The 14,335-nt window shown below is 62.7% G+C and carries 11 protein-coding genes; 5 read left to right on the forward strand and 6 right to left on the reverse strand.

The window, feature by feature from the left end; translation table 11 throughout:
• Positions 1–29 precede the first annotated feature (29 nt).
• Positions 30–2,414 carry a sensor domain-containing diguanylate cyclase gene (locus BM321_RS01210; protein ID WP_092441275.1) on the forward strand — a complete coding sequence of 795 codons (2,385 nt, stop codon included), beginning with the start codon at positions 30–32 and terminating at the stop codon, positions 2,412–2,414.
• 167 nt (positions 2,415–2,581) lie between these two features.
• Here the strand turns inward: BM321_RS01210 and dacB are convergent, their stop codons facing one another.
• Positions 2,582–4,048 (reverse strand): D-alanyl-D-alanine carboxypeptidase/D-alanyl-D-alanine endopeptidase, encoded by a 1,467-nt coding sequence (dacB, locus tag BM321_RS01215; RefSeq protein WP_092441276.1) that lies wholly within the window; start codon positions 4,046–4,048, stop codon positions 2,582–2,584.
• 48 nt (positions 4,049–4,096) lie between these two features.
• On the opposite strand from dacB, the gene BM321_RS29290 reads away from it, so the two are divergent.
• Together BM321_RS29290 and BM321_RS01220 are read left to right on the forward strand one after the other, a co-directional pair.
• Positions 4,097–4,291, forward strand: coding sequence for a hypothetical protein (locus tag BM321_RS29290; protein WP_139236193.1), 195 nt, complete (start codon positions 4,097–4,099; stop codon positions 4,289–4,291).
• On the forward strand, positions 4,281–4,625 hold the full coding sequence (locus BM321_RS01220) for a YggL family protein (protein WP_092326977.1): 345 nt from the start codon (positions 4,281–4,283) through the stop codon (positions 4,623–4,625). Before BM321_RS29290 ends, BM321_RS01220 begins: the two co-directional genes overlap by 11 nt.
• 169 nt (positions 4,626–4,794) lie before the next feature.
• Here the strand turns inward: BM321_RS01220 and BM321_RS01225 are convergent, their stop codons facing one another.
• Entirely contained in the window at positions 4,795–5,985 is a 1,191-nt protein-coding gene (locus tag BM321_RS01225; protein ID WP_092441277.1) for a benzoate/H(+) symporter BenE family transporter, read from the reverse strand.
• Positions 5,986–6,260: 275 nt separating this feature from the next.
• On the opposite strand from BM321_RS01225, the gene BM321_RS01230 reads away from it, so the two are divergent.
• Positions 6,261–7,025: a GntR family transcriptional regulator gene (locus tag BM321_RS01230; protein WP_003183531.1), complete on the forward strand. Its 765-nt coding sequence runs from the start codon at positions 6,261–6,263 to the stop codon at positions 7,023–7,025.
• Positions 7,026–7,165: 140 nt separating this feature from the next.
• Here the strand turns inward: BM321_RS01230 and guaD are convergent, their stop codons facing one another.
• The 4 genes from guaD to xdhA form a co-directional block, all read right to left on the reverse strand.
• Positions 7,166–8,470, reverse strand: coding sequence for a guanine deaminase (gene guaD, locus BM321_RS01235; protein ID WP_092326974.1), 1,305 nt, complete (start codon positions 8,468–8,470; stop codon positions 7,166–7,168).
• Between the two features lie 19 nt (positions 8,471–8,489).
• Complete coding sequence (gene xdhC, locus BM321_RS01240) at positions 8,490–9,332, reverse strand: xanthine dehydrogenase accessory protein XdhC (RefSeq protein WP_092441278.1); 843 nt, start codon at positions 9,330–9,332, stop codon at positions 8,490–8,492.
• 126 nt (positions 9,333–9,458) lie between these two features.
• Positions 9,459–11,858 (reverse strand): xanthine dehydrogenase molybdopterin binding subunit, encoded by a 2,400-nt coding sequence (gene xdhB, locus BM321_RS01245; protein ID WP_092441279.1) that lies wholly within the window; start codon positions 11,856–11,858, stop codon positions 9,459–9,461.
• Positions 11,851–13,305 carry a xanthine dehydrogenase small subunit gene (xdhA, locus tag BM321_RS01250; protein WP_092441280.1) on the reverse strand — a complete coding sequence of 485 codons (1,455 nt, stop codon included), beginning with the start codon at positions 13,303–13,305 and terminating at the stop codon, positions 11,851–11,853. Before xdhA ends, xdhB begins: the two co-directional genes overlap by 8 nt.
• A gap of 369 nt (positions 13,306–13,674) precedes the next feature.
• Here xdhA and BM321_RS01255 point away from each other — a divergent pair, with 369 nt between their 5' ends.
• Positions 13,675–14,334: a GntR family transcriptional regulator gene (locus BM321_RS01255; protein WP_092252751.1), complete on the forward strand. Its 660-nt coding sequence runs from the start codon at positions 13,675–13,677 to the stop codon at positions 14,332–14,334.
• Position 14,335: the final 1 nt, after the last annotated feature.

Below are 14,335 nucleotides of genomic sequence, written 5' to 3' on the forward strand. Positions count from 1 at the left end.
TATGCCTGGCTCCATTCTGAGTTGCGTTTATGGCATTGCATCAGGTGCGCCCCAGGATCCTGGGCTTTATCAGCGAAGATGTGTCGGCCTGGCTGGTGGCTTTGCTGGTGCTGCTGGCCGGCACTTTCCTGACCGGCTTGCTGAGCTGGGCGATGATGAACCTGTTCAGTCAGCAACTGCGCCAGCGCTTCGAGTTGCAAGCCGAGGAACGCTTCAGCCGCATCGAAGAACGCTTCCAGGACGAGGAACAACGTCTCGATGGTTTGCGGCGGTTCTTTGCCAATTCGGTAGAGGTTTCCAACGCGGAATTTCACGGCTACGTCGAACCGCTGTTGCGGCGCACCCTGGCCTTCGCCTGGGCGCCCCGGGTCTCTCGGGACCTGCGACAATCCTTCGAACAAGAGACGCGAGGCCAGGGAGACGACACCTTTGCCATCCGCGAGGCCGACGAGAGCGGCGGCCTGCGGCGTGCCGCCGAGCGGGACGAGTACGTGCCGGTGCTGTACCTCCAGAGCCAGCTGCTCTCGATGTCCCCCCTGGGGTTCGATCTGCTTTCCCATCCATTGCGTCGGGCCGCGCTTGAGCGAGCGCGTTTGCTTGGCACGGTGGTGGTCTCGCAGCCGTTGGACCTGATGGGGGGCGGACCGGACTTCGCCCGTGGCGTGTTGCTGGTGGCGCCGGTCACCCGAGCGTCGGCCAAGGAACCGTTCGGTTACGTGGTGGCGGGTATCAACATGCGTCAGCTGGTGGGCGATGGCTTGCCGACCGCAGGTCATGACAACCTTTCGATGCGTGTTCTGGATCAGTCCACGGACGACCGGGGGGAAGTGCTGTTCGATTCCCTCGACGCGCTGGGTGACAGTGGTTTGTCGGCGACCCGCCTGTTACGCCTGGCCGATCGCGACTACCGGGTGGAGTTGCGGCCCAGCCGGGTGTTCCTGTCGAGCAATCACTCTTCGGTCACCGGCACGGTGGTACTCGGCGGCTTGCTCAGCCTGCTGCTCAGCGCCTTGCTCTATGTGCTGGTCAGCCAGCGGCAGCGGGCCTTGAAACTGGTCGAGCAACGTACCCGTGAACTGCGCGCCCGGGAGCAGGAGCTGCGGGGGACTCATGGCCAATTGCGCGGTGTGCTGGATGCCGCGACCCAGGTCGCGATCATCGCCACTGACCTGCGCGGAGTCATCACCACCTTCAACGTCGGCGCCGAACAGATGCTCGGCTACCCGAGTTGCGAGGTGCTGCAAAGCATGACCCTGGAGAGCTTGCATGTGCCACGGGAACTCCAGGCCCGGGCCGCCCAGCTCGGCGCGCGTTTTGGCAAACCGATTCCCACCTGCCATGCGATGCTGCTCGAGGGCGGTGAGCAGGGGGGGCAGCAGGCGCGGGAATGGACCCTGGTACGCCGCGATGGCAGCCACCTGACCGTGAACATGCTCGCCACACCCATGCTCGATGAGCAGGGGCTGTGGGTCGGGCACCTGGCAATCTGCATCGACGTCACCGAACGCAAGCGCGTCCACGAAGCGCTGGCGGCCCGTGACCTGTTGTTGAAAAAGCTCAGCGCTCATGTGCCCGGGGGAATCTACCAGTTCAAGATGGACTTCAATGGTCGCTTCAGCGTGATCTATGCCAGCGACGGCATCCGCGACATCTATGAGTTGGAACCCGATGTACTGGTGCAGAACGCCGAGGCGATTTTCTCGCGTATTCACCCTTTGGACAGTACGCGCGTCCGCGCTTCGATCGGTGCTTCGGCCCACACCTTGAGCCCGTGGCGTGAAGAGTACCGGGTGCAATTGCCTATGCGCGGCCTGCGTTGGGTGCGTGGCGAGGCCACGCCCGAGGAATTGCCTGGCGGGGGCGTGTTGTGGCACGGCTATATCTCGGATATTTCCGACCTCAAGCGCGTGGAAGAAGAATTGCGGGCGTTGTCCGTGACCGACGCCCTGACCGGCATTCGCAATCGCCGCTATTTCCAGGAGCGCCTGACCTCGGAGATGGCCCGGGTCGAGCGCGGTTCTGGTGGGTTGGCGGTCATCATGCTCGACATCGATCACTTCAAGCGCATCAATGACCAACACGGCCATGCGGTGGGCGACCGGGTATTGCAGGCGGTCTGCCAGCGCATCGCCCAACGGTTGCGCCGCACCGATGTGTTCTGCCGGTTGGGTGGGGAAGAGTTCGTGGTGCTGTGCCCGGACACTGACAGCGATAGCGCCTATACCTTGGCCCTGGAACTGTGGGAAGGCTTGCGGGCTGCGCCCATCGAGGATGTTGGGGTGGTCACCGCCAGTTTCGGCATCGCCACCTGGCGCGCCGGGGAGGGCGCCGATGCGTTGCTGCTCAGGGCCGACTCGGGTGTGTACGCGGCCAAGCAGGCCGGGCGGGATCGGGTCGAGACGCAGCTAGGTTAGCTATTTTGGCTGGGGCCATGGGGCCAAAGTGGGCACAAGATTTCTGTACGACACAATTCCCCGTGGGAGCGAGCTTGCTCGCGATAGCGCCAGGTCAGTCACATTTCTATCAACTGGCCGACCGAATCGCGAGCAAGCTCGCTCCCACATTGGGTTGTGCGCTGGATTCAGAGCACCGAAGCCGTCTGCGGCAGTTTCGGCTGGCGGTACAGGTCCAGCAGCACCTGGTCCAGCACCGACGAAGCGCCCCATGGCTTCGGATCGTTGAGGATCGCTACCACCGCCCACGTGTTGCCATTGATGTCGCGGCTGAAGCCGGCGATGGCGCGGACGGTGTTCAGGGTTCCGGTCTTGACGTGGGCCTCGCCCGCCATGGCAGTGGTCTTCAGGCGTTTGCGCATGGTGCCATCGGTGCCGGCAATCGGCATCGAACTGATGAACTCCGCCGAATACGGGCTGCGCCAGGCGGCTTGCAGCATCGCCGCCATTTCCCGGGCGCTGACCCGTTCGGCGCGGGACAGGCCGGAGCCGTTCTCCATCACCAGGTGTGGCGCGGTGATGCCTTTCTTGGCCAGCCACTGGCGCACCACCCGTTGCGCCGCCTTGGCGTCATCACCATCGGCTTCGTTACGGAACTGCGCGCCGAGGCTCAGGAACAGTTGCTGGGCCATGGTGTTGTTACTGTATTTGTTGATGTCGCGGATGATCTCCGCCAGGTCCGGGGAGAACGCCCGGGCCAGCAACTTGGCGTTGCTCGGGGTCGCGGCCAGGCGGTCCTTGCCCTGGATGCTGCCGCCCAGTTCCTTCCAGATCGCCCGCACCGCGCCAGCGGTGTAGGTGGCATGGTCCAGCAGCGACAGGTAGGTCTGGGAGCTGCAACCGTCACCGAGCTGGCCGCCGACGGTCACCGTCACGCTGCCGTCCGCCTGTGGCACCGGGTTGTAGCGCACGCCGCCGGCGCATTGCTTGGAATTGACCGCCTTGACCTGGTTTTCGATGCGAATGCTGGCAATCGGCGGTTCCACCGACACCAGCACCCGGCCGCCGTCATTGCGGGCGACGAAGCGCAGGGCCTTGAGGTTGACCAGCAGCGAGTCGGGCTTGACCAGGAACGGCTTGTTTTCGTCGTTGCCGTCGTCGTTGAACTCGGGCAGTTGCGGCTGGATGAAGAAACTGCGGTCCAGGACCAGGTCGCCAGTGATCTGCTGCACGCCGTTGGCCCGCAGGTCGCGCATCAACAGCCAGAGTTTTTCCATGTTCAGCTTGGGATCGCCGCCGCCCTTGAGGTAAAGGTTGCCGTTGAGAATCCCGCCGCTGAGGGTGCCGTCGGTGTAGAACTCGGTTTTCCATTGGTGATTGGGGCCGAGCATTTCCAGGGCCGCGTAGGTGGTCACCAGTTTCATGGTGGACGCGGGGTTGACCGAAACGTCGGCGTTGTACAGGGTCGGCGTGCCGGGGCCATTGAGCGGCACCATCACCAGGGACAGGGCGTTATCCTGCAGTTTGCTGGCCTTGAGGGCCTTTTGCACATTGGGCGACAGGGCAGTGTTGATCGTGGCGGCGTGGGCGGTGACAGGGAGGGCCAGGGGAAGAAGAAGGCTGGCCAGAAGCAGTGGACGCAAAGATTTGATCATTTGAAATAGAACCCTGCGGGCGAGGGGGGAAAAAACGAGGACATGAAAATGAACGTCCTCAACGGTCATGAAAGTGTCGGCATTATGCCCCAAGCCGCGACGGCTTGGGCCGTGCCCGAGCCCTTCGGCTGCTATTTTTTACCGACGGTAGGCCGATACGCCCGATCAGTCGGGCAATCGACGCATCAAACTGGTAAAGTGCCGGCCGTTATTACTTATGAGGATTGTTCCAATGGCGACTAACCGTTCCCAGCGTCTGCGCAAAAAACTGTGCGTGGATGAATTTCAAGAGCTGGGTTTCGAACTGAACCTGGATTTCAAAGAAGATCTGGCCGATAAGGCTATTGACGCTTTCCTCGACGCGTTCCTGAAAGAAGCCATGGAAGCCAACGGCCTGGGCTACGTCGGCGGCGACGACTACGGTCTGGTTTGCCTGCAGAAGCGTGGCTCGGTCACCGAAGCGCAGCGCGCTGCCGTTGAAGCCTGGCTCAAGGCCCGTCCTGAGCTGACCAGCGTGGAAGTCAGCCCGCTGATGGACGTCTGGTACCCGGAAAAGCCGATCAACCCGGTCGCTTGATGGTTCGATGATGTTCCGAAACCGGCTGCCCGTCTGGGGGCCGGTTTTTTTGTGCCTGTCTGTTGGATATTGAGTGACCTTCAGGACGCCTTCGCGAGCAAGCTCGCTCCCACAAGGGGCGCATGAACACCCCAAATCCCCTGTGGGAGCGAGCTTGCTCGCGATGCTTTCAGGCGCTACGCCAGTTCAGAATCACCAGGGTCAACACCCCCGCCACAATCCCCCAGAACGCCGAACCGATGGAGAACAGCGTCAGCCCCGACGCCGTGACCATGAAGGTGATCAGCGCCGCTTCCCGTTCCTTCACTTCGCTCATGGCGATGCTCAAGCCATTGATGATCGAGCCGAACAGCGCCAAGGCCGCGATGGACAGCACCAGTTCCTTGGGCAGTGCCGCGAACAACGCCGCCAGCGTCGCGCCGAACACTCCGGCAATCCCGTAGAAAATCCCGCACCACACCGCCGCCGTGTAGCGCTTGTTGCGATCTTCGTGGGCCTGGGGCCCGGTGCAGATGGCTGCGCTGATGGCGGCCAGGTTGATGCCATGAGAGCCGAACGGCGCCAGCAACAGAGAGGCAATGCCGGTGCTGGTGATCAGTGGCGAGGCCGGTACGTTGTAGCCGTCGGCCCGCAGTACGGCGATGCCGGGCATGTTCTGCGAGGTCATCGCCACCACGAACAACGGAATGCCGATGCTGATGGTGGCCGCCAGGGAAAAGTGCGGTGTGGTCCACACTGGCGTCGCGACTTCCAGGGCGAAGCCGCTGAAGTCCAGCAGCCCCAGCAGCCCGGACAGTACCGTGCCGATCAGCAGCGCCGCCAACACCGCGTAGCGAGGGGACAGGCGCTTGACGATCAGGTAAGTGAAAAACATCCCTAGCACCAGGCCGGTGCGATGCTGGGTGGCGACGAAGATCTCGCTGCCGATCTTGAACAGGATGCCCGCCAGCAACGCCGCCGCCAGCGAGGCCGGAATGCGCTTGACCAGGCGCTCGAAACTGCCGGTCAGGCCGCAGATCGTCACCAGGACCGCGCAGGTTATATAGGCACCGATGGCCTCGCCATAACTCACGCCGCCCAGGCTGGTGATCAGCAGCGCCGCTCCGGGTGTCGACCAGGCGATGGTGATCGGCGTGCGATAACGCAGCGACAGCCCGATGGAGCACACGGCCATGCCAATGGAAATCGCCCAGATCCACGAGGAAATCTGCCCGCTGGTCAGGCCGGCCGCCTGCCCGGCCTGGAACATCAGCACCAGGGAACTGGTGTAGCCGGTCATCATCGCGATGAACCCGGCGACGATGGCCGAAGGCGAGGTATCGGCTAATGGGCGAAGTGGCGTGGTCGTGACTTCGGTCATGGTGGGTGATGTTCCTTGTTATAGATTATGCGTGTGGGAGCAAGCCTTGCTCCACAAGCCTTGCTCCCACAGGTGTCACAGAATGGTGGGTTTAAGCCTAAACTCAACCCTGTGAGCGATTGCAATACAGCCATGCCTGCAAACAGCCGTACAGTCGTGTTGCCATCAGAGGTTGTGTACAATCGAGCTGTTTTTTACGCGATACTTGCCAGCGACCCGCTGTGCCGTATTACAGTCACGGTCAATTCGCCGCAGTTCTCCCGACTCGAGTGCCCATGAACGAACAGTTGCAGCCCCTCAAGAAACAACCGCGAGCTGGTAAAGCCGGCCGCAGCGGAACCCAGGACGATATTGTCTATGCGCATATCTTCGAGGCCATCCTCGAACAACGCCTGGCGCCCGGTACCAAATTGAGCGAAGAGGCGCTGGGGGAAATTTTCGGGGTCAGCCGCACGATCATCCGCCGGGCATTGTCACGCCTGGCCCACGAAGGCGTGGTGTTGCTGCGGCCCAATCGCGGTGCCGTGGTGGCGAGCCCCAGTGTCGAAGAGGCCCGCCAGGTGTTCATGGCCCGGCGGCTGGTGGAGCGGGCGATCACCGAGCTGGCGGTGCAGCATGCCACGGCCGAACAACTGGCTGAGCTGCGGCAGATGGTCAGCGATGAGCGCGACAGTTTTTCCCGTGGCGACCGCGGCGCCGGCATCCGCTTATCGGGCGAGTTCCACCTCAAGCTGGCCGAAGCGGCGAAGAACGCCCCGCTGATCAGCTTCCAGCGCAGCCTCGTGTCCCAGACGTCGCTGATCATCGCCCAGTATGAAAGCGGCAACCGCTCCCACTGCTCCTACGACGAACACACCCAGTTGATCGACGCTATCGAGGCGCGCGATGCGACGTTGGCGGTGGACCTGATGATGCATCACATGGACCACATCGACAGCAAACTCAACCTCGACGAAGAAAGTGCGTCGGATGACTTGCACGCGGTGTTCTCGCATTTGCTGCAGAGCAAGAAACCGGGGCGGTCGACGGCCAAGCTTTGATGGGTTGAATCAGCCTGATCGTTCCCACGCGTTGCGTGGGAACGCAGCCCGGGACGCTCCGCGTCCCAAAAGCCGAACGCAGAGCGTCCGTTGAGGCATTCCCACGCAAAGCGTGGGAACGATCAACAGCCAATAAAAATCTACCGCTGATGCACCAGTTTACCGGCCGCATAAGTCTGCGCCACCGTCCGGTCATCCCCCAGCGTCATCAACACGAACAACCGCTCGGCAATGTCCTTGGCCTGCTTGAGGCGATAGCTCAGCAGCGGCGTGGCGTTGTAGTCCAAAACCAGGAAATCCGCGTCCGTCCCCGGCTGCAACGTGCCGATCTTGTCCTCCAGGCGCAGGGCCCGGGCGCCGCCGAGGGTGGCCAGGTACAGCGACTTGAACGGACTCAGCCGCGCGCCCTGCAACTGCATCACCTTGTAGGCTTCGTTCAGGGTGTGCAGCAGCGAAAAACTGGTGCCGCCACCGACGTCCGTGCCCAGCCCTACGTTCACCTTGTGCTTCTCGGCCATCGGCAGGTTGAACAGGCCGCTGCCGAGGAAAAAGTTCGAGGTCGGGCAGAAGGCGATGGCCGAACCGGTCTCGGCCAGGCGCGCGCATTCGTCGTCGCACAGGTGCACGCCGTGGGCGAACACCGAGCGCTCGCCGAGCAATTGGTAGTGATCGTAGACGTCCAGGTAACCCTTGCGCTCCGGGAACAGTTCCTTGACCCACTGCACTTCCTGCAGGTTCTCGCTGATGTGGGTCTGCATGTACAAGTCGGGGTATTCCCCCAGCAACTGCCCGGCCAGGGCCAGTTGTTCCGGGGTGCTGGTGGGGGCGAAGCGTGGGGTCACGGCGTAGTGCAGCCGGCCCTTGCCGTGCCAGCGCTCGATCAGCGCCTTGCTCTCGGTGTAACTGGATTCGGCGGTGTCGGTCAGGTAGTCCGGGGCGTTGCGGTCCATCATCACCTTGCCGGCGATCATCCGCAGGTCGAGCTTCTGGGCCACTTCGAAAAACGCATTCACCGACTGCGGATGCACGCTGCCGAACACCAGCGCGGTGGTGGTGCCGTTGCGCAGCAATTCCTTGACGAAAATATCCGCCACCGCGTCGGCGTGGGCCTTGTCGGCGAACTGGCTTTCGCAGGGGAAGGTGTAGGTGTTGAGCCAGTCCAACAGTTGCTCGCCATAGGCGCCGACCATGCCGGTTTGCGGCAGATGGATGTGGGTGTCGATCAAACCTGGCGTGATCAGCGCGTCCGGGTAATGGGCGATTTCGATATCCGCCGCCAGGGTCGGCAGCAGGTCATGGGCGTGGCCGACGGCACTGATCTGGCCGTTCTCCACCACCAGCAAACCGTCTTCGAAATATTCATAGGACGCTTCGATACCCACTTCGGCCGGGTCGGCGAGGCTGTGGAGCAGGGCGGCGCGGTAGGCTTTGCGTGTCAGAGGCATGGGGATTCTCAACGAGTGTTCAACGGTTCGCCTGGCTGCGGCGCGAGGCCGGCAGCAGCTTGGCAATCGGTTCGGCGCGCACGGTGTGCTGGCCGAAATCGGCGTTATAGGTGGCGATGATTTCGCCGGCGATGGAGATGGCGATTTCCACAGGCAACTTGCCTTTGACTTCGCCGATGCCCATCGGGCAACGCATGCGTTGCAAGGTGGCGCTGTCGAAACCACGATCGCGCAGGCGATGTTCGAACTTGACCCGTTTGGTCTTCGAGCCGATCAGGCCGAAGTAGGCGAAGTCGTTGCGCTTGAGGATCGCGGCGCTCAGTTCCAGGTCGAGTTGATGGTTGTGAGTCATGACGATGCAGTAGCTGCCGGCGGGCAATGCGTCGACTTCATCCAGTGGTTCTTCGCTGACGATCTTGTGCACGCCGTGGGGCAAGTGTTCGGGGAATTCCGCCTCCCGCGAATCGATCCAGCGCACCTTGCAGGGCAGGCTCGCCAGCAGTGGCACCAGGGCGCGGCCGACATGGCCGGCGCCGAATACGGCGATCTGCGCCTGGACCTGGCCCATGGGTTCGAACAGCAACACGGTGACGCCGCCGCAGCACTGACCGAGGCTCGCACCGAGGCTGAAGCGCTCCAGATGGGTATTCTGCTGGCCGCTGGCGAGCATGTTCCGGGCGATTTCCATGGCCTTGTATTCCAGGTGCCCGCCACCGATGGTGTCGAACGTCTGGCTGGCGCTGATGACCATCTTCGAACCGGCGTTGCGCGGGGTGGAGCCGAGTTCTTCGATGATCGTCACCAGCACACAGGGTTCGCCGCGGGTTTGCAGGTCGGCGAGGGCGCTGATCCAGTTGTACATATTCACCTCGACATCTTTGTTGTCTGTTCGGGCCTCATCGCGAGCAAGCTCGGCTCCCACAGGGGACTTCAGGGTTAACAAAATTCCTGTGGGAGCGAGCTTGCTCGCGATCGGCCGCGCCGCGGTCTAGAGCGAAGCCACTTCGACTTCAGCTTCCTCAGCCTTGACCGCCTTCAACCCTCGCATCTGCTCACACCCCCACAACACCCGCTCCGGCGTGGCCGGGGCGTCGATGTTCGGTTGATGCCGGTAATCCCCCAGGCTCGCCACGGCGTCCTTGATGGCGCACCACGCGGCGATGCCAAGCATGAACGGCGGTTCGCCCACGGCCTTGGAGTGAAACACCGTGTCTTCAGGGTTCTTGCGGTTTTCCACCAGCTTGACCCGCAGGTCCAGCGGCATGTCGGCCACGGCGGGGATCTTGTAGCTGGCCGGGCCATTGGTCATCAGCTTGCCCTTGTCGTTCCACACCAGCTCTTCCATGGTCAGCCAGCCCATGCCCTGGATGAAACCACCCTCGACCTGGCCGATGTCGATGGCCGGGTTCAGCGAGGCGCCGACGTCGTGGAGGATGTCGGTGCGCAACATCTTGTACTCGCCGGTGAGGGTGTCGACGATCACCTCGGCACAGGCTGCGCCATAGGCGTAGTAGTAGAAGGGGCGACCACGGGCCTGGCTGCGGTCGTAGTAGATTTTCGGGGTCTTGTAGAAGCCGGTGCTCGACAGCGAGACCTGGGCGAAATACGCCTGCTGCACCAGCGCCTCGAAGCTCAGGATGTGATCGCGCACCCGCACATGGCCGTTGTGGAATGCCACGTCCTCTTCGCTGACCTTGTACTGCCGCGCGGCGAACTCCACCAGGCGCCGCTTGATGGTTTCGGCGGCGTTCTGCGCCGCCTTGCCGTTCAGGTCGGCGCCGCTGGAGGCCGCGGTGGGCGAGGTGTTCGGCACTTTGTCGGTGTTGGTCGCGGTGATCTGCACGCGGTCCATTTCCACCTGGAACACCTCGGCCACCACCTGGGCGACCTTGGTATTCAGGCCCTGGCCCATTTCGGTGCCGCCATGGTTGAGGTGGATGCTGCCGTCGGTATAGACGTGGATCAAGGCGCCGGCCTGGTTGAGGAAGCTGGCGGTGAACGAAATGCCGAATTTCACCGGGGTCAGCGCCAGGCCTTTTTTCAGGATCGGGCTGTTGGCGTTGTAGCGGCGGATCGCTTCACGGCGCTCGGCGTACTGGCTGCTTTCTTCAAGCTCGGCGGTCATTTCCTCGAGCATGTTGTGCTCGACGGTCTGGTAGTAGTGGGTGACGTTGCGTTCGGTCTTGCCGTAATAGTTGGCCTTGCGCACGGCCAGCGGATCCAGACCCAGGTGCCGGGCGATGGCATCCATCACCTCTTCGATGGCGACCATGCCTTGGGGCCCGCCGAAACCCCGGTAGGCGGTGTTCGATGCAGTGTTGGTCTTGCAGCGGTGGCCGTTGATGGTGGCATCGCCCAGGTAGTAGGCGTTATCGGCATGGAACATGGCCCGGTCGACGATGGAGGCCGACAGGTCCGGCGAGCAACCGCAGTTGCCGGCCAGTTCCAGGGCGATGCCGTGCAAGCGCCCGCGGCTGTCGAAGCCCACGTCGTATTCGATGTAGAAGGGGTGGCGCTTGCCGGTCATCAGCATGTCTTCGACACGGGGCAGGCGCATCTTGGTTGGCTGGCCCGTAAGGTGGGCGATGACCGCGCACAGGCACGCCGGGCTGGCGGCCTGGGTTTCCTTGCCGCCAAAGCCACCGCCCATGCGGCGCATGTCCACCACGACCTTGTTCATCGACACGCCCAGCACTTCGGCCACCAGTTTCTGCACTTCGGTGGGGTTCTGGGTCGAGCAGTAGACGATCATGCCGCCGTCCTCGGTGGGCATCACCGAGGAAATCTGGGTCTCCAGGTAAAAATGCTCCTGGCCACCGATGTGCAGCGAGCCCTGGATGCGATGTTCGGCGCTCGCCAGCGCCGTGGCCGAATCGCCACGTTGGTGGGTGTGGCTGTCGAGCACGAAATGTCGCTTGCGCAGGGCTTCGACCACATCCAGCACCGGTTCCAGGTCTTCGTATTCGACGATGGCCGCCATCGCCGCCTTGCGGGCGGTTTCCAGATCTCTGGCGGCGACGGCCAGTACCGGTTGGCCGACGAACTGCACGTCGTCGATGGCCAGCAGCGGGTCGCCGGGCAGCAGCGGGCCGATGTCCTTCAGCCCCGGAATGTCGGCATGGGTGATGGCGATGCGTACGCCTTCGAAGGCGTAGCAGGGCGCCGTATCGATGCGGATGATTCGGGCATGGGCGCGATCCGACAGTCGGGCGTAGACGTGCAACTGGTTCGGGAATTCCAGGCGGTCATCGATGTACTGCGCTTCGCCGGACACATGCTTGGCGGCACTGTCATGCTTGACGCTGCGGCCCACGCCAGTGGTCAGGTCACGGGCGAACAGCTCGGCCAATTCGGCCTGGGTCTTTTCTACGGCGTGATGGTTAGACATAAGCGGTCACCCGAGTCTCGATGTGCGGCGTTTGCAGTTCGATAAAGTATTTGCGCAACAGGTTGCGGGCGCTGAGCAGGCGGTATTCCTTGCTGGCGCGGAAGTCCGACAATGGCGTGAAGTCCTCGGCCAGGGCCGCGCAGGCGCGTTCGACGGTGCTGTCGGTCCACGGCGCGCCGATCAATGCCGCTTCACAATGCTTGGCGCGCTTGGGTGTGGCGGCCATGCCACCGAAGGCGACGCGGGCGTCGCGGACCACGCCGTTGTCGATGCGCAGGTTGAACGCCGCGCACACCGCGGAAATATCATCGTCCAGGCGTTTGGACACCTTGTAGGCGCGGAACGCCTGTTCGGCGCTGGCCCGGGGCACGATGATCTTCTCGATGAATTCGCTTTCCTGGCGCGCAGTGACCCGGTAATCGATGAAATAGTCTTCCAGGGCCAGGGTGCGCCGGGTCTGGCCCTTGCACAGCACGATTTGCGCGCCGAGGGCGATCAGCAGGGGCGGCGAGTCGCCAATCGGCGAGGCGTTGCCGATGTTGCCGCCGAGGGTGCCCTGGTTGCGGATCTGCAGCGAGGCGAAGCGTTGCAGCAGTTCGCCAAAGTCCGGGTATTCAGCTTTCAGGGCTTCGTAGCAATCGGAGAGGGCGGTGGCGGCGCCGATCTCCAGGCGATCGTCGAAACGCTCGATGCGCTTGAGTTCGGCGACGTTGCCCACGTAGATCATCACCGGCAGGGTGCGGTGAAATTGCGTGACTTCCAGGGCCAGGTCCGTGCCGCCGGCCAGCAGGCGCGCCTGGGGATAGGCGTCGTAGAGATCGGCCAGGTCGGCCACGGTCAGCGGCACCAGGCAGCGTTTGTCGCCGCTGTTGAGCTCGCCGGTCCCGGTCGGTGCGATGGCTTTGAGGCGGGCGATGGTCTCGGCCTCGCGGGCGTCGAACTGGTCCGATTGCTGGCCGCAACAGGCTTGCTCGGCGGCGGCCAGGATCGGCCGGTAGCCGGTGCAACGGCAGAGGTTGCCGGCCAGGGCTTCGTGGGCTTTGTGGGCGTCGGGCTGCTCGCTGTTTTTTTGCAGGGCGAACAGCGACATGACGAAGCCCGGTGTGCAGAAACCGCACTGCGAACCGTGGCAATCGACCATCGCCTGCTGGACGCTGTGCAGCTGGCCCTGGTGCTTGAGGTCTTCGACGCTGATCAACTGCTTGCCGTGCAGGGACGAGACGAAGGTCAGGCACGAATTGAGGCTGCGGTAGCGAATGCGTTCGCGGCCATTCGTGTCCGTTTCCAATTCGCCCACCACCACAGTGCACGCACCACAGTCGCCGCTGGCGCAGCCTTCTTTGGTGCCTGGTTTGCCAACGTGTTCGCGCAAATAGTTGAGCACGGTCAGGTTCGGGTCCAGGGCGTGCTCGCTACGGAGTTCCTGGTTGAGTAAAAACTGGATCACGGAAGGCCTCGCAGACTCATTATTGTTGTATCGACATGGGCCTGAATTTATCAGGTCTGACTTTTCGGTCAATGATTTTCTGACTTAAAGGTCAGGAAAATTCATTTAGTCGATCAACTGCCGTGTTTGGTCAGTATGGACCCATTGTGGGAGCGAGCTTGCTCGCGATAGCGCCGGGTCTGTCGATGCGTTCATTGGCTGGTGCACCGCCATCGCGAGCAAGCTCGCTCCCACAGGTTGGTTCAGGATGAAAGGCTCAAACTTTTTTGCTTATATCGTGCCAAAAACCCACTGCAGGCCCTGCGCCATGACGTATCGAGTGCGCTACACTGCGCCGCTTGTGCAAATCGAAGAGTTTGAAGGACAACCATGACGTTCAAGGCCCCGGACAGCCTCGCCGAGCAAATCGCCCACCATCTCGCCGAACGCATCATTCGCGGCGAAATGAAGCCGGGAGAGCGCATCCAGGAACAGAAGGTCACGCTGGCGCTCAACGTCAGCCGCGGCTCGGTCCGCGAGGCCTTGCTGATCCTGGAACGACGCCATTTGATCGCGATCCTGCCGCGCCGCGGCGCCCACGTTACCGAACTCACCGAGCACAAGGTGCGCAGCCTCTGCGCGCTGATGAGCGAGCTGTACATCCTGCTGGGCAACGCCGTGGCCCATGGCTGGAAAGAACAGGCTGACATGGCGCCGTTCGTGGCGATCCAGCAGCGCCTCCAGGACGCCTACGCGCGCCAGGACATCCGCACCTTCGTCGATGAAAGCTTCAGTGTGATGCGCGCGGCCTATCCCTTTGCCAACAACCCGTACTTGCAGGAAACCGTCGAGAACCTGCAGCCGGCCATGAGCCGTGCCTATTTCCTGGCCCTGGAACAGCGCAAGGCGGAAATGAGCGAATTCCTCGACCTGTTCCAGCGCTTGCTCGCCGCCGTGCTGGCCCGTGATCTGCCACAGATCCGCATCGTGCTCACGGCCTACGCCCAGCGCAGTTGCGATCTGGTGGTTTCTGCCCTGACGGCGGCCTGAC

This window comes from Pseudomonas sp. NFIX10 (assembly GCF_900111955.1).
GTDB lineage: Bacteria > Pseudomonadota > Gammaproteobacteria > Pseudomonadales > Pseudomonadaceae > Aquipseudomonas > Aquipseudomonas fluorescens_AA.